The organism is Pseudomonas sp. (assembly GCF_032058845.1).
In the GTDB taxonomy this organism is placed as follows: Bacteria; Pseudomonadota; Gammaproteobacteria; order Pseudomonadales; family Pseudomonadaceae; genus Aquipseudomonas.
Genome location: NZ_DAMCCR010000081.1, coordinates 1 through 19898 on the forward strand (window position 1 = coordinate 1; position 19898 = coordinate 19898).

The 19898-nt window shown below is 63.3% G+C and carries 17 protein-coding genes and 4 tRNA genes; 16 read left to right on the forward strand and 5 right to left on the reverse strand.

The annotated features are described in order from the left end of the window. The 11 genes from astD to mgtE all read left to right on the forward strand — a co-directional run. Positions 1–1295: succinylglutamate-semialdehyde dehydrogenase (gene astD, locus RT028_RS15050; protein ID WP_312935922.1), on the forward strand; the 1295-nt coding region annotated here is incomplete at its 5' end. A gap of 22 nt (positions 1296–1317) precedes the next feature. After that, positions 1318–2667 (forward strand): N-succinylarginine dihydrolase, encoded by a 1350-nt coding sequence (astB, locus tag RT028_RS15055; RefSeq protein WP_312935923.1) that lies wholly within the window; start codon positions 1318–1320, stop codon positions 2665–2667. A 14-nt stretch (positions 2668–2681) separates the two neighbouring features. Further along, complete coding sequence (locus RT028_RS15060) at positions 2682–2972, forward strand: topoisomerase II (protein WP_312935924.1); 291 nt, start codon at positions 2682–2684, stop codon at positions 2970–2972. A gap of 11 nt (positions 2973–2983) precedes the next feature. Beyond that, positions 2984–3991: a succinylglutamate desuccinylase gene (gene astE / locus RT028_RS15065; RefSeq protein WP_312935925.1), complete on the forward strand. Its 1008-nt coding sequence runs from the start codon at positions 2984–2986 to the stop codon at positions 3989–3991. A 527-nt stretch (positions 3992–4518) separates the two neighbouring features. Further along, a complete protein-coding gene (gene alaS / locus RT028_RS15070; protein WP_312935926.1) occupies positions 4519–7143 on the forward strand; it encodes an alanine--tRNA ligase in 2625 nt (874 codons plus the stop codon). Between the two features lie 121 nt (positions 7144–7264). After that, positions 7265–8500 (forward strand): aspartate kinase, encoded by a 1236-nt coding sequence (locus RT028_RS15075; protein WP_312935927.1) that lies wholly within the window; start codon positions 7265–7267, stop codon positions 8498–8500. A 143-nt stretch (positions 8501–8643) separates the two neighbouring features. Next, positions 8644–8832, forward strand: a complete 189-nt coding sequence (gene csrA / locus RT028_RS15080; protein WP_028694590.1) for a carbon storage regulator CsrA — start codon at positions 8644–8646, stop codon at positions 8830–8832. Between the two features lie 72 nt (positions 8833–8904). Next, positions 8905–8995 (forward strand) — tRNA-Ser (locus tag RT028_RS15085). 108 nt (positions 8996–9103) lie between these two features. After that, a tRNA-Arg gene (locus RT028_RS15090) sits at positions 9104–9180 on the forward strand. A 72-nt stretch (positions 9181–9252) separates the two neighbouring features. Next, positions 9253–9329, forward strand: a tRNA-Arg gene (locus tag RT028_RS15095). Between the two features lie 351 nt (positions 9330–9680). After that, entirely contained in the window at positions 9681–11123 is a 1443-nt protein-coding gene (mgtE, locus tag RT028_RS15100) for a magnesium transporter (protein WP_312935928.1), read from the forward strand. Between the two features lie 63 nt (positions 11124–11186). Here mgtE and RT028_RS15105 read toward each other — a convergent pair whose 3' ends face one another. Then, positions 11187–11513, reverse strand: a complete 327-nt coding sequence (locus tag RT028_RS15105; RefSeq protein ID WP_172222409.1) for an Arc family DNA-binding protein — start codon at positions 11511–11513, stop codon at positions 11187–11189. A 343-nt stretch (positions 11514–11856) separates the two neighbouring features. On the opposite strand from RT028_RS15105, the gene phnN reads away from it, so the two are divergent. Together phnN and RT028_RS15115 are read left to right on the forward strand one after the other, a co-directional pair. Next, complete coding sequence (gene phnN, locus RT028_RS15110; protein ID WP_312935929.1) at positions 11857–12465, forward strand: phosphonate metabolism protein/1,5-bisphosphokinase (PRPP-forming) PhnN; 609 nt, start codon at positions 11857–11859, stop codon at positions 12463–12465. Between the two features lie 106 nt (positions 12466–12571). After that, a tRNA-Arg gene (locus tag RT028_RS15115) sits at positions 12572–12648 on the forward strand. 84 nt (positions 12649–12732) lie between these two features. On the opposite strand, the gene RT028_RS15120 is transcribed toward RT028_RS15115, so the two are convergent. Continuing rightward, complete coding sequence (locus RT028_RS15120; RefSeq protein WP_312935936.1) at positions 12733–13425, reverse strand: DUF421 domain-containing protein; 693 nt, start codon at positions 13423–13425, stop codon at positions 12733–12735. A 308-nt stretch (positions 13426–13733) separates the two neighbouring features. Between RT028_RS15120 and RT028_RS15125 the strand changes: the two genes are divergently transcribed. Together RT028_RS15125 and RT028_RS15130 are read left to right on the forward strand one after the other, a co-directional pair. Then, complete coding sequence (locus RT028_RS15125) at positions 13734–14915, forward strand: MFS transporter (protein ID WP_312935930.1); 1182 nt, start codon at positions 13734–13736, stop codon at positions 14913–14915. A gap of 381 nt (positions 14916–15296) precedes the next feature. Then, on the forward strand, positions 15297–16304 hold the full coding sequence (locus RT028_RS15130; RefSeq protein ID WP_312935931.1) for a bile acid:sodium symporter family protein: 1008 nt from the start codon (positions 15297–15299) through the stop codon (positions 16302–16304). A gap of 10 nt (positions 16305–16314) precedes the next feature. Here the strand turns inward: RT028_RS15130 and RT028_RS15135 are convergent, their stop codons facing one another. After that, positions 16315–17022: a GNAT family protein gene (locus tag RT028_RS15135; protein ID WP_312935932.1), complete on the reverse strand. Its 708-nt coding sequence runs from the start codon at positions 17020–17022 to the stop codon at positions 16315–16317. Positions 17023–17233: 211 nt separating this feature from the next. On the opposite strand from RT028_RS15135, the gene RT028_RS15140 reads away from it, so the two are divergent. Then, positions 17234–17542, forward strand: coding sequence for a DUF6555 family protein (locus RT028_RS15140; protein ID WP_312935933.1), 309 nt, complete (start codon positions 17234–17236; stop codon positions 17540–17542). 62 nt (positions 17543–17604) lie between these two features. Here the strand turns inward: RT028_RS15140 and lpdA are convergent, their stop codons facing one another. Next, a complete protein-coding gene (gene lpdA / locus RT028_RS15145; protein WP_312935934.1) occupies positions 17605–19092 on the reverse strand; it encodes a dihydrolipoyl dehydrogenase in 1488 nt (495 codons plus the stop codon). Between the two features lie 2 nt (positions 19093–19094). After that, on the reverse strand, positions 19095–19898 hold an 804-nt coding region (locus RT028_RS15150), incomplete at its 5' end, for a dihydrolipoamide acetyltransferase family protein (RefSeq protein WP_312935935.1).

The window sequence follows — 19898 nt, forward strand, 5'->3', positions numbered from 1 at the left end:
AGGGCCTGGCGGCGAGGGTCAAGGTGCTGGAGGCTTTTGCCGCGCAGCTCAAGGCCAATGCTGATGCCCTGGCCCACTGCATCGGCGAGGAAACCGGCAAACCCTTGTGGGAAGCGGCGACGGAAGTCACCAGCATGATCAACAAGGTGGCCATTTCGCTGCAGAGTTACCACGAACGCACCGGTGAGAAGCATGGGCCCCTGGGCGATGCCAACGCTGCATTGCGGCACAAGCCCCATGGCGTGGTGGCGGTGTTCGGCCCTTACAATTTCCCCGGCCATCTGCCCAATGGCCATATCGTGCCGGCGTTGCTCGCCGGTAACTGCGTGCTGTTCAAACCCAGCGAACTGACCCCCAAGGTGGCCGAGCTCACGGTCCAGTGCTGGATCGCTGCGGGCCTGCCGGCCGGGGTGCTCAATCTGCTTCAGGGCGCCCGCGAGACCGGCGTGGCACTGGCGGCCAACGACGGCATCGACGGGCTGTTCTTCACCGGTTCCAGCAGCACCGGCGCGTCCTTGCACCAACAGTTCGCCGGGCGACCGGACAAGATTCTGGCCCTGGAAATGGGTGGCAACAATCCGCTGGTGGTCGATCAGGTGGCCGATGTCGATGCGGCGGTGTACGCGATCATTCAATCGGCCTTCGTGTCGGCCGGGCAGCGCTGCACCTGTGCGCGCCGCCTGCTGGTGCCGCAGGGTGCCTGGGGTGATGCGCTGCTGACGCGCCTGGTCGAGGTCAGCCGCGGCTTGCGAGTGGGGCGTTTCGATGCGCAACCCGCGCCGTTCATGGGCGCGGTGATTTCCCTGGCCGCCGCCGAGGCGCTCCTGGCCGCCCAGGCCGAGCTGTTGGCCAGCGGTGGCGTGGCCCTGCTCGGTATGACCCAGCCACAACCGGGCGCTGCGCTGCTGACCCCGGGCATCATCGATGTCACCGCGCAGCCGGCGCTGCGCGATCAGGAACTGTTCGGGCCGCTGCTGCAAGTGATCCGCTACGATGATTTCGAGCAGGCCCTGGCGCACGCCAATGCCACCCGCTTCGGGCTCGCCGCCGGGCTGCTGTCCGACGCCAAGGCGCGCTACGAGCAATTCTGGCTGCACAGCCGGGCGGGCATCGTGAACTGGAACAAACCGCTGACCGGCGCCGCCAGCAGCGCGCCTTTCGGCGGTGTCGGCGGCAGCGGCAACCATCGCGCCAGCGCCTACTATGCTGCCGATTACTGCGCCTACCCCGTCGCCTCGCTGGAAACCCCGAGCCTGGCGCTGCCGGCCACCCTTACGCCGGGTGTCAGCCTATGACGCACCCTGTCGGAGCTCTGTGATGAAGGCATGTGAAGTCAACTTCGATGGCCTGGTCGGGCCGACCCATAACTACGGCGGGCTCTCGTACGGCAACGTCGCCTCGCAGAGCAACAGCCAGCAAGGCTCCAATCCTCGCGAGGCCGCGCGCCAGGGCCTGGCGAAGATGAAGGCGCTGGCCGACCTGGGCTTTCAGCAAGGCGTTCTGGCCCCGCAAGAGCGCCCGGATGTGGCCGCGCTACGTCGGCTGGGCTTCACCGGCAACGACGCCGAGGTGATCCGCCAGGCCGCGCGCGAGGCCATGCCGCTGCTGGTCGCCAGTTGCTCGGCGTCGAGCATGTGGGTGGCCAACGCGGCCACCGTCAGCCCCAGTGCCGACACCGCCGATGGCCGCGTGCACTTCACTGCAGCCAACCTCAACTGCAAATACCACCGCAGCATCGAACACCCCACCACCAGCCGGGTGCTGCAGGCGATGTTCAATGACCCGGCACACTTCGCCCACCATCCGGCGTTGCCTGCGGTCATGCAGTTCGGCGATGAAGGCGCGGCCAACCACACGCGCTTGTGCCGCGAGCATGGCGCGCCTGGTGTGGAGTTCTTCGTCTATGGCCGAAGCGCCTTCGACAGCCGCCTGCCCGCGCCGCGCAAATACCCCGCCCGGCAAACCCTCGAAGCCTCGCAGGCCGTGGCGCGGCTACATGGCCTGAGCGCCGAGGGCGTGGTGTTCGCGCAGCAGAACCCGGCTGTGATCGACCAGGGCGTGTTTCACAACGATGTGATCGCCGTGGGCAATGGCGAGGTGCTCTTTCATCACCAGGACGCCTTCCTCGACAGCGATGCCGCGCTCGCCGAGCTGCACACCAAGCTTGCCGCCAAGGGCGGGCAGTTGCAGGCCATCAGCGTGCCGCGTGCGGCTGTTTCGGTGGAAGACGCGGTGCGCTCCTACCTGTTCAACAGCCAGCTGCTGACCCGCGCCGACGGTTCGATGCTGCTGGTGGTGCCTGAGGAGAGCCGCAACCATCCACGCGTGTCGAGCTACCTCGATGCGCTGATCCGCCAAGGCGGGCCGATCACGGAAGTGAAGGCGTTCGACCTCAAGCAGAGCATGCAGAACGGCGGCGGCCCGGCCTGTCTGCGGCTTCGCGTCGCGCTTGCTGAGGCGGAGCTGGCGGCGGTCAACCCTGGCGTCATCATGACCGACGCACTGCATGCCACGTTGCTGCAATGGGTCACTCGGCACTATCGTGACCGGCTCACCGATGCCGATCTGGCTGACCCGCAATTGCTCGACGAGTCGCGCTGCGCGCTCGACGAGCTGACCCAGATTCTGAAGTTGGGCTCGGTCTATCCGTTCCAACGCCACCCTTGAAGAGAGAACCTGTAATGTCCGAAGCCCTGAGCCTGCTGCTTGAAGATGACGATGGCACCCAGCTGCAAACCTCCTGCACCCGTTTCGCGATCCTCTGGCAAGGCAAGGAAGTGTGGATTCAGCAAGACGGCCGCGGCCAATTGCTGATTGGCGTCGACGTTGCCGAAGGTGACAGCGAATTCGCCAACCTGCTGCTGCGTCCAATGGCGACCAACCTGGTCAGCCTGCAGCTGGAAATGGAACCGGCCGATCTCGACGAAGACGACGATCATGTTCATGGCCCTGATTGCGGCCACCATCACTAAGGAAGTGCGCCATGCTCTCCCTCGGCAAACTGCTTGAACTGACCTTGGCCGGCCGCGAGCCGGCCGACAAGACCCAAGTGACCGTCGAGGGCGTGCGCCTGCGCTGGCTCGGGGAGGGGGCGCTGGAAGTGCGTCCGCCGAGTGCCACCGACACCGGCCTTGACCTGCTGCTCTCAGCGGGCATCCACGGCAACGAGACGGCGCCCATCGAGCTGCTCGATGAGCTGCTGGCCGGTATTGCCAGCGGGGCCGTCAAGCCGCGCGCGCGCATCCTCTTCCTGTTCGGCAACCCGCCTGCGATCCGCCGTGGCGAGCGCTATGTCGAGCAAGACATCAACCGCCTGTTCAATGGTCGCCATGCCGCCACCAGCGGTGTCGAGGCCATGCGCGCGGGGGAGTTGGAGCAGTTCGCCCGGGTGTTCTTCAGCCTCCCGGCACGCACCCGCCTGCACTATGACCTGCACACGGCGATCCGGGGTTCGAAGATCGAGCAATTTGCGTTGTACCCGTACACGCCGGGGCGCGCGCATTCCCGGCGCGAGCTGGCTCGGCTGGCAGCGGCCGGGGTGGACGCGGTGCTGCTGCAGCGCAAACCGTCGATCACCTTCAGCGCGTTCACCTACGAGCAACTCGACGCCGAGGCCTTTACCCTGGAGCTGGGCAAGGCCCGGCCATTCGGGCACAACGGGCAGGTCAACCTGGATCGGCTGCGCCAGCGGCTGTGGCAGATCGTCGAAGGGTGCGAGCCCGACCTCGACGATCAGCTCGACGGCTTGCAGCTGTTCAGCGTCGCCCGGGAGGTCATCAAGCACAGTGAGCACTTCAAGATGCATTTGCCTGACGACATCGAGAACTTCGCCGAACTGGCGCCCGGCTATCTGCTGGCCGAAGACCTGGCGCAGATGCGCTGGGTGATCGAAGAGCAGGGCGCACGGATCATCTTTCCCAACCCGCATGTGAAGAATGGGCTGCGCGCCGGATTGATCATCGTGCCGGACGCGGGGGAGGGTCTCAGGTGAGCTGCAGGTAAATCACACGCTGCATGATTGGCCTCTGCAGGAGCGGCCGGTCCGGCGCTCCGGTCAATCGCGGGCGGCGAAGCCGGCCCAGTTCAGGCACACCGGCTAACAGATAAAACGCGGTAGCAGCCATTGGATATGCTGCGCAGCCCATCGCCGTTCACCGGAGCGCCGGACCGACCGCTTCTGCAGGTGGGTGCGACTCGCGACTCACCTGAGGCAGTCCACCGCTCGATCACCGCCACCAACCTCGCCCAGCCCGACGGTTGTATGAAAACCCTTTAATTAACCGACTATTCCCTTTTCCTCCCGCTTGAGCGGTAATTGGCTTGCCAGTGGCGAGACGGTGCCTTTAGCATCCAGGCATGCCGTTTTGTCTGCATCCACTTAAAAAGCCGTGCCTGCGACGCCTCCTAACGCATAAAACACACTGCACCGAGCTTGCAGGACCGATATAATGCGGCCCTTTGCCGTCGTTTCGTCGACGCGTTTGCCCCCAAGGGGCCGCCGTTTCCGTGGAAGAACCTATGAAAAGCGCAGAAATCCGTGAAGCCTTCCTTCGCTTCTTCGAAGAGCAGGGCCATACCCGAGTTGCCTCCAGCTCGTTGATCCCGGGCAACGACCCAACCTTGCTGTTCACCAATGCCGGCATGAACCAGTTCAAGGATTGCTTCCTCGGCCAGGAAAAACGCGCCTACACCCGTGCGGTCAGCAGCCAGAAATGCGTCCGCGCCGGTGGCAAGCACAACGACCTGGAAAACGTCGGCTACACCGCGCGTCACCACACCTTCTTCGAGATGCTCGGCAACTTCAGCTTCGGTGATTACTTCAAGCGTGACGCGATCACCTTCGCCTGGACCTTCCTGACCTCGGAAAAGTGGCTGAACCTGCCCAAGGAAAAGCTCTGGGTGACCGTCTATGCCACCGACGACGAAGCCTATGACATCTGGACCAAAGAGGTCGGCGTGCCCGCCGAGCGCATGGTCCGCATCGGTGACAACAAGGGCGCCCCGTACGCCTCCGACAACTTCTGGACCATGGGCGATACCGGCCCGTGCGGCCCTTGCACCGAGATCTTCTACGACCACGGCGCCGACATCTGGGGCGGCCCACCCGGCTCGCCGGAAGAAGATGGCGACCGCTACATCGAGATCTGGAACAACGTCTTCATGCAGTTCAACCGCACCGCCGATGGCGTGCTGCACCCGCTGCCTGCGCCGTCGGTGGACACCGGCATGGGCCTGGAGCGGATCAGCGCCGTGCTTCAGCACGTGCACTCGAACTACGAGATCGACCTGTTCCACAGCCTGCTGGCCGCCTCGGCCAAGGCCATCGGTTGCAGCAATGACGCCCAGGCGTCGCTGAAAGTGGTCGCGGACCACATCCGTTCCTGCGGTTTCCTCATCGCCGACGGCGTGCTGCCGTCCAATGAAGGCCGCGGCTACGTGCTGCGCCGGATCATTCGTCGCGCCTGCCGCCACGGCAACAAGCTTGGCGCCACGGGCAGCTTCTTCTACCAGATCGTCGCCGCGCTGGTGGCCGAGATGGGCGAGGCCTTCGTCGAGTTGAAGAACCAGCAGGCGCATATCGAGCGCGTGCTCAAGGCTGAAGAAGAGCAGTTCGCCAAGACCCTCGAACAAGGCCTGCGCATCCTCGAGCAGGACCTGGCGCAACTCGACGGCAAGATCGTTCCGGGTGACGTGGTGTTCAAGCTCTACGACACCTACGGCTTCCCCATGGACCTGACCGCCGACATCGCCCGCGAGCGCGAGCTGACCATCGATGAAGCCGGCTTCGAGCGCGAAATGGACGCCCAGCGTGAACGCGCCCGTTCGGCCAGCGCCTTCGGCATGGACTACAACAGCCTGGTCAAGGTCGACGTGGCTACCGAATTCCTCGGCTATGGCGCCACCGAAGGCGAGGCCAAGGTCGTTGCCTTGTACCGCGATGGCATGGTGGTCGAGCACTTGAGCGAAGGCCATGAAGGTGTGGTGATCCTCGACCGTACGCCGTTCTACGGCGAGTCTGGCGGCCAGATCGGCGACGTCGGCGTGATCGAGATCGACGGCGCCCGCTTCGAGGTGCAGGACACCACCAAGACTGCCGGTGCCTTCTTGCACCATGGCGTGATGACCACCGGTTCGCTCGAGCGCGGCGCCCAGGTGCTGGCTCGGGTCGAGGCCGAGGTGCAGCAGGCTACGTCGCTGAACCACTCTGCCACCCACTTGCTGCACGAAGCACTGCGTCAGGTGCTCGGCGAGCACGTTCAACAGAAAGGCTCGCTGGTCGACAGCCAGCGCCTGCGCTTTGACTTCAGCCATTTCGAGGCGGTCAAGCCTGAGCAGCTCAAGGCGCTGGAGGCGATCGTCAACCGTGAGGTTCGTCGCAACACTGAAGTGTTGACCGAAGAAACCGACATCGAGACTGCCAAGCGCAAGGGCGCCATGGCGCTGTTCGGCGAGAAGTACGGTGATACCGTGCGCGTGCTGAGCATGGGCGGTGATTTTTCGGTGGAGCTGTGCGGTGGTATCCACGCCAAGCGCACCGGCGATATCAGCGTGTTCAAGATCATCAGTGAAGGCGGCGTGGCCTCGGGCGTACGCCGTATCGAAGCGGTCACCGGTGCAGCGGCGCTGGCTTACCTGAACGCTGCTGAAGAGCAGGTCAAGGAAGTCGCGCAACTGGTCAAGGGTAATCGCGACAACGTCATCGACAAGCTGTCGGCGGTGCTCGAGCGCAACCGTCAGCTGGAAAAACAACTGGAGCAGTTGCAGGCCAAGGCCGCCAGCGCCGCCGGGGATGGTCTCTCCAGCGCAGCGGTTGAGGTCAAAGGCACCAAAGTACTCGCCGCCCGCCTGGATGGGCAGGATGGCAAGGCACTGCTGGCGCTGGTCGATCAGTTGAAGAACAAGCTCGGCCATGCAGTGATCCTGCTGGGCAGCGAGCACGAGGGCCGGGTCGTGCTGGTAGCCGGCGTGACCAAGGACCTTTCCAGCCAACTCAAGGCTGGTGACCTGATGAAGCAAGCTGCCGCAGCCGTCGGCGGCAAAGGCGGGGGTCGTCCGGACATGGCCCAGGGTGGTGGCGTCGATGTCGCCGCGCTGGACACTGCCCTGGCCCTGGCGGTGCCCTTCGCCGAGCAGGGACTTTGAGATGCCGTGGGCGCTGAGCCGGTAACGAGCCTTGCCCGCATGGGCACTGCTCGGCGACCGTCCAGCGCCCACGGCATGATGGATTGTTTATTGGGGCCCTTGGGGCTGAGGCACCTTTGAAATGGCGTTGATCGTACAGAAATTTGGCGGTACCTCTGTCGGTTCCATCGAGCGGATCGAGCAGGTTGCCGACAAGGTCAAGAAATTCCGCGAGGCCGGTGATGATCTGGTGGTCGTGCTGTCGGCCATGAGCGGCGAAACCAATCGCCTGATCGACCTGGCCAAGCAGATTAACGAGAAGCCCGATCCGCGCGAGCTGGATGTGATCGTCTCGACCGGCGAGCAGGTGACCATCGCGCTGCTGGTCATGGCGTTGCTCAAACGCGGCGTGCCGGCGGTGTCCTATACCGGTAACCAGGTGCGCATCCTGACCGATAACGCGCACAACAAGGCGCGCATCCTGCAGATCGACGACCAGAAGATTCGCGCTGACCTGCAGGCTGGGCGCGTAGTTGTGGTTGCAGGTTTCCAGGGTGTGGACGAGCACGGCAACATCACCACCCTGGGCCGTGGCGGCTCGGACACCACCGGCGTGGCCCTGGCCGCGGCGCTGAAGGCCGAGGAATGCCAGATCTACACCGACGTCGACGGTGTCTACACTACCGATCCAAGGGTGGTGCCCCAGGCCCAGCGCCTGGAGAAGATCACCTTCGAGGAGATGCTGGAAATGGCCAGCCTCGGTTCCAAGGTGTTGCAGATCCGCTCGGTGGAGTTCGCCGGCAAGTACAACGTCCCGCTGCGCGTGCTGCACAGCTTCAAGGAGGGTCCGGGTACCCTCATCACCATCGATGAAGAGGAATCCATGGAACAGCCGATCATTTCCGGTATCGCGTTCAATCGCGACGAAGCCAAGCTGACCATTCGCGGTGTGCCGGATACTCCGGGCGTGGCGTTCAAGATCCTCGGCCCGATCAGCGCCTCGAACATCGAGGTGGACATGATCGTGCAGAACGTGGCGCACGATAACACCACCGATTTCACCTTCACCGTGCACCGCAACGAGTACGAGAAGGCTTTGAGCGTACTCGAGAACACCGCCCGCGAAATCGGCGCGCGTGAAGTGATCGGCGACATCAAGATTGCCAAGGTCTCGATCGTCGGTGTCGGCATGCGCTCCCATGCGGGTGTTGCCAGCCGCATGTTCGAGTCGCTGGCCAAGGAAACCATCAATATCCAGATGATCTCCACATCCGAAATCAAGGTGTCGGTGGTCATCGAAGAGAAGTACCTGGAACTGGCCGTACGCGCGTTGCATACCGCGTTCGAGCTGGACGCGCCTGCGCGCCAGGGCGAGTAACACGCTGCAGGAAAGGGCGCGGCTTGCCGCGCCCTTTCGCGTTTCTGGCAGTTGCGCGGGCTCCTGTCCTTGCGCGCGCGATTGTTAAGGGCCAAGCCCTAAAAAGACTGTTATCCCTGATGAATTGTTTGAGGAGAAAAACCATGTTGATTCTGACTCGTCGGTGCGCCGAGAGCCTGATCATTGGCGACGGCGAAATCACCGTCACGGTCCTGGGTGTCAAAGGCAACCAGGTGCGTATCGGCGTCAGCGCCCCGAAAGAGGTGGCCGTACACCGCGAAGAAATCTACCTGCGAATCAAGAAAGAGAAGGACGACGAACCAAGCCTTTAATTTTTATCGAGTTTTTTTAGAAAAAAGGTTTGCAAACGGGGAGGGGTCTGGTTAATATACGCCCCGTGTTGCGGTGAGGTGGCCGAGTGGCCGAAGGCGCTCCCCTGCTAAGGGAGTATACCTCACAAGGGTATCGGGGGTTCGAATCCCCCCCTCACCGCCATTATTTCGCGAGATAGGTTGTAAATCGCACAAGTCGTTAAGTCGTTGAATTTAAACGAAAAATAACTTGGAATATGATTTTATCAACCTATAATGCGCAGCAAGATACGGACCCATAGCTCAGCTGGATAGAGTACTCGGCTACGAACCGAGCGGTCAGAGGTTCGAATCCTCTTGGGTCCGCCACTTTTTGAAGTGGCTTTGAGCATCAAGGCAGCTTCATCAGCCCGCGGTAACGGGTCTAAAACTACCAACTACGGACCCATAGCTCAGCTGGATAGAGTACTCGGCTACGAACCGAGCGGTCAGAGGTTCGAATCCTCTTGGGTCCGCCACATTCGAAAAGCCCGCTTTTGAAGCGGGCTTTTTGCTGTCTGCGATTCACATAACTACATAACTGTCGAACTTCTCTCCTATCCTCGATCAATCGCCCTGGATACCGCCACGGGTGCGCACGTAACGCCTTGAGCGTTGTCCTAGACTCATCGCGGCCACGTTCAGGGTGGACAAAAATTTAAGCGAACCAACCGCTTGGGCAGTGTATGATTGCGCCCGTCAGCCCCGCCGGGGCTTGTGGAATACCACCATGGATTTACCCAGTAGTTACTCATCCCTACGTTTCATCAAGTCTGATCTGACCGATTGATTCCCCCGGCGTGCTCCGCTGCTGGGAGTGGAGTTCGCCTATGACCGAAATCGAAGTAAAGAAAAGCCAGGACAGTCTGCAAGACCGTCTCGCTCAGGTAATCGAGCTGCTGCAGCGCCAGCGTGTCGTCGAAGACCTGACCCATCGCCAGGAAGGTCAGCACCACGACCTGGTCGAAAACCTCGTACACCGCCAGAACCTCGTCGAACTGCAACGCAAGCTCGATGACCTGCACCCCGCTGACATCGCCTATATCCTCGAAGCCCTGCCTCTGGAAGACCGTCTTTCGGTGTGGCAACTGGTGCGCTCGGATCGCGATGGCGACATCCTGCTTGAAGTCTCCGATGCGGTCCGTCAAACGCTCATCGCCGACATGGATGACCACGAGCTGCTGGCGGCCGCCAAGGAAATGGATGCCGACGAACTGGCAGACCTGGCGCCCGAACTGCCCCGCGATGTCGTCCATGAGTTGATGGAAACCCTCGATGCCCAGCAGCGTGAGCGTGTTCGCTCCGCGCTGAGCTATGACGAGGAGCAGATCGGTGCGCTGATGGACTTCGAGATGGTCACCATCCGCGAAGACGTCAGCCTGGAAGTGGTGCTGCGCTACCTGCGCCGCTTGAAAGAGCTGCCCAACCACACAGACAAACTGTTCGTGGTGGATAACGGCGGCATTCTCAAGGGCGTGCTGCCGATCAAGCGACTGTTGGTCAATGACCCGGAGAAAAAGGTGGCGGAGGTCATGGCCACTGATCCCGTCAGCTTCCGCCCTGAGGAAGATGGCTACGATGCCGCTCAGGCGTTCGAGCGTTATGACCTGGTGTCGGCACCGGTGGTGGACAAGAGCGACCGTCTGATCGGCCGTCTGACCATCGACGAAATGGTCGACCTGATTCGCGAGGAAAGCGAATCCGAAGTGCTCAACATGGCCGGTTTGCGCGAAGAAGAGGACATTTTCGCCTCGGTCTGGCGCTCACTGCGCAACCGCTGGGCGTGGCTGGCGATCAACCTGATCACCGCCTTCCTGGCCTCGCGGGTCATCGGTCTGTTCGAAGGCTCGATCGAAAAGCTGGTGGCCCTGGCGGCACTGATGCCGATCGTGGCAGGCATCGGCGGCAACTCGGGCAACCAGACCATCACCATGATCGTTCGCGCCATGGCGCTCGACCAGGTCAGCCCAGGCAACACCATGCGCCTGATGCGCAAGGAGCTGGCCGTCGGTTTGATCAACGGCCTGGTGTGGGGTGGGGTGATCGGCGCCGTGGCCTTCTGGCTGTACGGCAGTTGGTCATTGGGCGTGGTGATGACGGCAGCCATGACCCTCAACCTGCTGTTGGCGGCATTGATGGGCGTACTGATTCCCATGACCCTGATGCGCATGGGTCGCGACCCTGCCATGGGCGCCAGCGTGATGATCACGGCGGTCACCGACAGCGGTGGCTTCTTCATCTTCCTGGGCCTGGCGACGCTGTTCCTGCTCTGAGGCTTTTCCTCAGGCAACAAAAAAGCCAGCGAATGCTGGCTTTTTTGTTGCGCATGGACTCGATCAGGAAGCGTCTGCAGCCATTTCGACGTCGTGTGCGATCAGTGCCACCAGCGCATTTTGCTGGCGGTGGGAGAGTTGGCGGAAGCGTTGCAGGAGTTCACGCTCATGCAGGCTCAGTTCCGGGCTGTCGAGGCGCATGCTCAGCTCTTCGCCCAGAGCGCCTTCCTGAATGAGGCTCTGCTCGAGGCGAGCGATGATTTCGGAGTTCATGCTGCGGTGATGGTTGCGCGCTACTTCGGCAATGCGCTCACGCATTCCGTCTGGGAGGCGGACGACGAATTTGTCGGCGGTGCGGCTTGAGTAAATAGCCTGTTTCAATGGGCGCATATAAATTGACCGGTTCTTCTGGTTCAGGGGGAGCGGTTCTCAGATTGCCCGCACGGTGAAGGTACGACCGTAATTGCTGCAAAATGTTCAACCACTGCGTGACGGGAGCTTATAGTGCCTCAGGGTTGCCGGTTCCTTGGCGTCAAATCTGTGACAAATAGTGAGCCGGGTAAAGGCTTTTTGCCAGCACCGATTATCAGAAATGAGCACTGGTTTGAAAAGTGAAACCCTTTTCACAGGTTTCATGCCGCAAACCGGGTGGGACAAACATCGCGCATTGCATGGCAAAGTTTCGTGAAACGGCTGTTATCGTGCCCATTCATATTCGTCGAGGACAGTTGCCATGCCCCTTGAGCTCCCAGATCCGTGCTGCTCTCGCGGCCGCCTCATCTATCTGATAGGGCCGTCCGGATCAGGCAAGGACTCGCTGCTGGAGGCCGCCCGATCGACTTTGGCACAAGAAGGCATCGAGCTCGCGCGGCGGATCATCACCCGTTCCGCCGAATCGGCGGGTGAAGACGCCCTGGGTGTCTCGCCCTTGCAATTCGAGCATCTGCGCAAGCAGGGGGCGTTCGCCCTGGATTGGCAAGCCAACGGCCTGTGCTATGGCATTGCGGTCCAGATCGATGCCTGGCTGGGTGAGGGCAAGTCGGTGCTGGTCAATGGTTCGCGGGGTTATCTGGATCAGGCACGCGCGCGCTATCCAGAGTTGCTGGCGATCTGCCTTGAGGTCGCGCCGCAGGTGCTGCGGCAACGTCTGCTCGCTCGTGGGCGCGAGCCGGTCGAAGAGATCGAGCAGCGCTTGGCGCGCAATGCCCAGTTATCGCGCAGCCAGATGGCGGGCGTGATACTGCTGGACAACTCCGGCGAGCTCTCTGAGACGCTGCATCGATTGCTGGCCTTGTTGCGGGAGGAGGGTGTGATGGGCCGCGCCCCAGACGCGTCCGCTTGATAGCAACGGCCTACGTACTGATTGCCCTATTCCTACATGACAAACCGGCGAGCGCTGGTTAACATGCACGCCTTCTTTGCTGCCAGCGTTCGCTGACGGTCTCAGGGTCTCAGTAGCTCAATTGGATAGAGCATCCCCCTCCTAAGGGGAAGGTTGCAGGTTCAAGTCCTGCCTGGGACGCCATTATCGCGCTGCCCCCAGCCCCCACTTCAAAAGCGATTCAGCGCACCACACGCACCTGTCTGGTGCTTTGCTCACACCTCGAAACTAACAGCCCCTGACAGTATCGAGCGCCGGTGAACAGATGGTATGACCGCAGCGCGCACAGCTGAACAGCGCTGCAGTCTGGTGACTCATCGCCAAGCCGCAGGCCACGCAGCAGTAAAGCCCGGCAGAGGGCGGCGAGGCGTATTCGGGCCGGTGTTCGTCTGGCAGTACCGAGAGCCCTGGTCTGGTGTCTTCAGGCGCATAGAAGTACAGGCTCAGATCACCGTCGGTTTCCAGCAGCCCCAGGCGCACTTGGCCGAGGTGCTCTACACCTTGCTGCCGCAACTCCATGAACAGTTCGCTGGAGGAAATATTCAGATTGCGCAGCGAGTGGATCTCATACACGCCGTCTTTCACGACCGTGATGGGCAAGCCGTCGATCCATCCTTCCCAGGTCTTGTTGCGCTTCATCACGAAAATCGTGCCGCGGTAGAGCACCAGGAGCGTCACGAATACCAGCAGCACGGGCAGGACAGGGACATCTTCATAGAACGTGACGTCGCCTGCGGCGGAGCCCAGCGTCAGGATGACCACGAGTTCAAAGCGAGAAAGCTGCTTGATGCCGCGCCGCCCGCTGAACTTCAGAAAACAGAACACGGCGAGAAACGCGACGATCACGCGCAAGGAGACTTCCCAGAGGAAGGTCAGGGGCAGGTCACCCAACAGCATGCGTTGCGCATCGAATGCAGTCATGAAGGCTTCCTTGTGTGACGCGTTCCGGTGTGCCTGATTGACCGGGAAGCTCAAGCCGAGTTCATGGCGGGTGCGACAGCTGTCATGTGGCTGCCTTGACGCGCCCGCACATCACCTCTGGCCGGTTCGAGCGTCCGTCGGGTCAGCGACCTCTGATTTTCCGCTCTAATCCGGCGCTCGGATTGCTGTCATCACGGCGGGGCACACTGCAACCTTGCGCGTGGGCAACGCTGCCACTCAGGCGATCCGATTTGACCATTCGGTCAAACCTGCCTAGGGTATGTGCCCCGTTTTTACCTGAGACCGTCATGACTGACCGTGCTTCACTGCCTCCCGCCGTTTACCTCCTGGGGTTGACGATCTTTTCGCTGGTCACCGCCGAATTCATGGTGGCCGGCATCATGCCGGCACTGGCAGCGGAGTTTTCCGTGAGCCTGGCCCAGGTCGGCAACCTGATCGCGTTCTACGCCCTGGGCATGGCCCTGGGCGGCCCGCCGGTGACCATGCTGTTGATCAGCCGCGGCGTGCGCAACAAGCACGCGTTGCTGGGGCTGCTGGCAGCGTATGTGCTGGCTGGCGTGCTGGGCGCGGTGGCCACGCAGTACGAAGTGCTGCTGTTCGCCAGGGTGCTGATGGGCATCACCAGTTCGGCGTGCCTGGGCCTGTGCATGACCCTGTGCGCCAGCCTGGTGCCCGTGCAGCAGCGTGGCCGCGCGATTGCCGTGGTGCTGGCGGGGCTGATGATGTCGCCGGTGGCCGGCGTGCCCATGATCAACCTGGTGGAACACAGCTTTGGCTGGCGCGCCAGCGCGTGGGTCATCGTCGCGCTGTCGATGCTCTGCACGCTGCTGGTCGCTGCGTGCCTGAAACAGGACCCGGCCGATGGGCAGCCGGCGCTGTCGCGGCAGTGGGCGGCGCTGCGCAACCCCAGCCTGTGGGGCGCGTACCTGACCAGTGGCTTGATCATCGGTGCGACGTTCGCTGGTTTCAGTTACATCACCCCGATCCTCATCGAGGAAGTCGGCGTGCGGCCCAGCCATGTGGCGCCGTTGCTGGCCTTGTACGGGGTCGCCAACCTGCTGGGCAACATGGTTGTCGGGCGCGTGGCCGACCGCCACACCTTCGCGGCGTTGGGCTGGGGCTTGCTGCTGCTGATGGCCGCGATGGCCGGTTTTGCCCTGGCCGGCGGCCAGGTGTGGCTGAACCTGATCTGCTTCCTGGCCATTGGCCTGACCGGTGTGGCGTTGAACCCGGCAATGGTGGCGCGGGTGATGAAGGCCGCCGAGCCGGGTGCGCTCGTCAATGCGCTGCACACCTCGATCATCACGGGCGGCCTGGCGCTTGGCAGTTGGGCAGGTGGTCAAGCCATCGACGCAGGCTTGGGTCTGCGCTCACCGCTTTGGGTTGGCGCGGCCATGGCGGCGGTCGGCTTGCTCAGCCTGGCACGCCCGCTGCTGGCCCCTGCGCCGCTGGCCAAGCCGTGCGCTTGAGGTGGATGGCGCTAGAGGCGATGGCCACGCCGTAGGTGGCGCCTGTGCCGCTGGCCAAGCAGTGTGCCTGAGGCGGATGGCCCCCGCGCCGCTGGCCAAACTGTGTGCTTGAGTTGACGGTCGCTCATGCCGTTGCCTCAAGCCTACGCATGAGGCGGCGGCGCTTGGATCGATGTCCAGCCCTTGTGCCGGACCTCGTAAGCACTTGGATCGTCGGCCACCTGCTACACCTGGCGATACGGCAGGGCATAGGGAGACATTCGGTTACTTCCACCGGCAACGGCTGTCCGTGTATCGTCCCCACTCGCGTTCGGTCTGATGGCCCGTGTGCCTGCCGCCGGGCCGAACGCGCGTAATTCCGACAACAACAGGATCTTCTTCATGGCCCGCTCGCGTTTCCTGCCTGACAACTTCACCCTCACGCTGGTCGCCGTGGTGATTACCGCGACCCTGCTGCCTGCACAAGGCCAGGTGGCGGTGGCGTTCGACTGGATCACCAATATCGCCATTGGCCTGCTGTTCTTCATGCACGGCGCCAAGCTGTCGCGCCAGGCGATCCTGGCAGGTGCCGGGCATTGGCGTCTGCATGGCGTGGTGTTCCTCTGCACCTTCGTGCTGTTCCCCCTGTTGGGCCTGGGCTTGCGTCCGTTGCTGCTGCCACTGGTAGGCAAGGACCTGTACATGGGTTTTCTCTACCTGTGCATGCTGCCAGCGACGGTGCAGTCGGCCATCGCCTTCACCTCGCTGGCGCGCGGTAACGTGCCAGCGGCCATTTGCAGCGCGGCGGCGTCGAGCCTGATCGGTATCTTCATCACGCCGTTGTTGGTGGCGCTGTTGATGGGCGTGCATGGCGACAGCGGCTCGACACTCGAAGCGATCCGCAAGATCAGCCTGCAACTGCTGGTGCCCTTCGTGGCCGGGCAGATCGCGCGGCGCTGGATCGGCGAGTGGGTAGGGCGCAATCGCAACTGGCTGAAAGCGGTTGACCAGGGTTCGATTCTGCTGGTGGTCTACTCGGCCTTCAGCGCGGCGGTGATCGGCGGGTTGTGGCAGCAGGTGCCGCCCCTGCTGCTGGGCGGGGTGGTGCTGGGCTGCTGCGTGCTGCTGGCGCTGTCGCTGGGCATCACGGCGCTGCTGGGGCGGGTGTTGGGCTTCAGTCAGGAAGACCGCATCACCATCCTGTTCTGCGGCTCGAAGAAGAGCCTGGCCACCGGTGTGCCGATGGCTCAGGTGCTGTTCGCGGGCAGCACCATCGGCCTGCTGATCCTGCCGCTGATGCTGTTCCACCAGATCCAGCTGATGGTCTGCGCCGCGTTGGCGCAGCGCTATGCGCGACGGCCTGAAACACCTGCGCCGGCGCCAGAAGTGGCGGTCAAGGGCGCGAAGTAGGCGCTGTCGGTCAGCCAGCCCTGAGCGCACTCAGGGCCTGGCGCTGGCGCCCCTGCTCATCGAAGTTGGCAGGGTCCAGCCAGGCCACGAAGGCGGCCTTCAGCGCCGGCCAGTCGCTATCGATGATCGAGTACCACGCCGTGTCGCGGCTGCGACCCTTGTACACCACCGCCTGACGAAACGTGCCCTCATACGTGAAGCCCAGGCGATCGGCTGCGCGCCGCGAGGGTGCGTTGAGGTCGTCACACTTCCACTCGTAGCGGCGGTAGCCGAGCTCGTCGAAGGCATAGGCCATGAGCAGGTACTGCGCTTCGGTCGAGAGCGCTGACTGTTTCAGCGTGGGCGAGAACGTCACGCTGCCGACTTCGATCACCCCATGGGTGGGATCGATGCGCATCAGGGCCAAGGTGCCCACCGCCCTGTTGGAGCGCAGATCGATGACCGCGTAATGGCGCGGATCCGTGCTGTCTTGCGCCGCTTCGGCATACGCGCGGTACTCGGCCAGTGCGCTGAACGGGCCGACGAACAGGTAGGTCCAGTCGCGACCATCGCTGGCCGATGCATAGGCCTCGTAGAGCTGTGCGGCATGGCGCTCGGCGTTCAGCGGCTCCAATCGGCAATAGCGACCCTGCAGTGTCACGGCAGCGGGTTGCGCACGCGGTGACCAATCGGTCACAGCCGCGCCAATCGGTTGGTCGTAGTCGTTGGATCGGGCCATGGTGATCATTCCTGGGCAAGTGGTGCTCGCACTGTAGCCCTTCAAGCGCGGGGCGTAAGGTCCATTGCCCGGTGTTTACGAGGCGCCAATCGGCAGCGCTCGGGAGCGCTGCATGCAAGGCGCTGGCGCGAGGGCAATTCGATCGGATTTAGACTGAATCTTTCCCGCACCAGACCGCTCCCATACCCATGAAATGAGTCGGGAGGCCACAATGCCAGGTCAGCAACTGTATGTAATCGAGTACGCGCTTCACGCGCAGCCGCGCACGTTCATCATCCGTCTGGAGCGCATGGACAACGCCGAAGCGTGGCACTGGGCGAGCTGTGACGCAGGGGTGGGGATCATCCCGCGCTTCGGCCAGCACACGATCAAGAAGGTCAGCCGGCCCATGGCCGAGCGCTATGGCATTACCGAGGTGAAATGGCGGGTGGCGGGTCAAGGCCCGGAGTTCGTCGCGCCACCGATCGACGTCACGCGCTTGGGTGGGGCCCGTTCGGACAGCTGCGTGGGCAGTTCGTAACGCCAGCCGTTTGCCAGACGACACCCGCCTTGCGCGGGTGTTGTGCTGTTCGGGCCAGGGCGTCAGATATGCAGCGCCTGCCCCAGTGCACGCAGCGCGGCCTCCTGCACCGCTTCACCGAGGGTGGGGTGGGCGTGAATGGTGCCGGCGATGTCTTCCAGGCGAGCGCCCATTTCCAGCGACTGGGCGAACGCCGTGGACAACTCCGACACCGCCACCCCCACCGCCTGCCAGCCGACGATCAGGTGATTGTCGCGTCGCGCCACCACCCGCACGAAGCCGCTGCGGCTTTCCAGGGTCATGGCCCGGCCATTGGCGGCGAACGGGAACTGCGCCACCAGGCAGTCCAGGCCCTGCTCACGGGCGTGCTCCGGTGTCAGCCCGGCCACCACCAGCTCCGGATCGGTGAAGCACACCGCCGCAATCGCCGCCGGCTCGAAGCGCCGGGCATGGCCGGCGATCAGGTCAGCGACCATTTCACCCTGCGCCATGGCCCGGTGCGCGAGCATCGGCTCGCCGGTCAGGTCACCGATGGCCCAGACGTTGCGCATGCTGGTCTGGCAACGCGCATCCACGGCCACGGCAGCGCCGTTCATCTGCAACTGCAGCGACTCCAGGTTGAAGCCCTGGCTGCGTGGGCGTCGGCCCACTGCCACCAGCACCCGGTCGCTCGCCAATTGCACGGCTGCACCGTCCGGCGCACGCAATTGCAGGCCCTGTTCGTCACGCCCTTCCACACGATGGCCAAGGTAGGTGGTAATCCCTAGCGCCCTGATCGCCTCGACCATCGGCGCCGTCAGCTCGGCGTCATAGCTCGGCAACAGCCGCTCGCGGGCCTCCACCACACTGACCTGCGCGCCCAGCTTGCGGTACGCAATGCCCAATTCCAGACCGATGTAGCCGCCACCCACCACCACCAGGTGCTCAGGCAGCGTCTGTGGCGACAGTGCCTCGGTGGACGACACCACCGCGCCAGCCAGCGGCCGTGACGACTGCTCGACACTGCCGGAATCGGTGGCCGCCAGCCGATGTTCGTCCGGCGTCTGCGGCCACAGCGCTTCTGTGGGCGACACCACCGCGCTGCTCAACGGCAGCGTCGGCAGCTCGACGCTGCTGGACCCGGTGGCCAGCAGCAGATGCTCGCACTGGATGCGCTGCTCGCCCACCTGCACGGTCTTGCCGTCGACGATCTGCGCCCAGCCGTGGATCACCCTGACCTTGTGCTTCTTCAACAACGCGGCCACGCCGGTGGTCAGGCGGTCGACGATGCCGTCCTTCCAGGCCACGCTCTGGCCGATGTCGAGCTGGGGTGCACTGGCGCTGATGCCCAGGGCAGAGCCTGCGGCAAGGCGGCTGGCCTGATGAAACTGCTCAGCCACGTGGATCAGCGCCTTGGACGGGATACAGCCGACGTTCAGGCAGGTGCCGCCCAGGGCCTGACCCTCGACCAGCACGGTGGCAATGCCCAGTTGCCCGGCACGAATGGCCGCAACGTACCCGCCAGGGCCGCCGCCGATGATCAGCAGCGTGGTGTTCAAGGTCTCGGACATGCTCACTCCACGAACAGGCAGGCGGGTTGTTCGAGCAGGCCACGCACGGCCTGGATGAACAGCGCGGCGTCCATGCCGTCGACCACGCGGTGATCGAACGAGCTGGACAGGTTCATCATCTTGCGAATCACGATCTGGCCATTGACCACCATCGGCCGCTCGACCATGCGGTTGACGCCGACAATTGCCACCTCAGGCGTGTTAACCACCGGTGTGCTGGCGATGCCGCCCAGGGCGCCGAGGCTGGTCAGGGTAATGGTCGACCCCGACAGTTCATCGCGTGTGGCCTTGTTGCTGCGTGCGGCGTGGGCCAGGCGGGTGATTTCGCTGGCGTTGCGCCACAGGCTGGCGGCTTCGGCATGGCGCAGTACCGGCACCATCAGGCCGTTGTCGCCCTGGGTGGCGATGCCGACGTGCACCGCCCCGTGGCGGGTAATCACTTGCGCTTCGTCGTCATAGGTGGCGTTGATCTGCGGGAAGTCGCGCAGCGCCACGACCAGCGCGCGCACCAGAAACGGCAGCAAGGTCAGCTTGCCGCGCTGTTCGCCGTGCTGGCGATTGAGTTGCTGGCGCAGGGCTTCGAGCTGGGTCATGTCGATTTCTTCGACATAGCTGAAATGCGCGACGCGGCGCTTGGCGTCCTGCATGCGCTGGGCGATCTTGCGGCGCAGGCCGATCACCGGGATCTGTTGGCTGTCGGTGCGGCAGGCCTGCCCGCTTGGGGCATGGCCGCGCTGGCCATCGCCTGGCTGACCCGCGTCGGCGCGCTGCGGCGCCTGCAGGAAGGCGTCGAGGTCTTCGTGCAG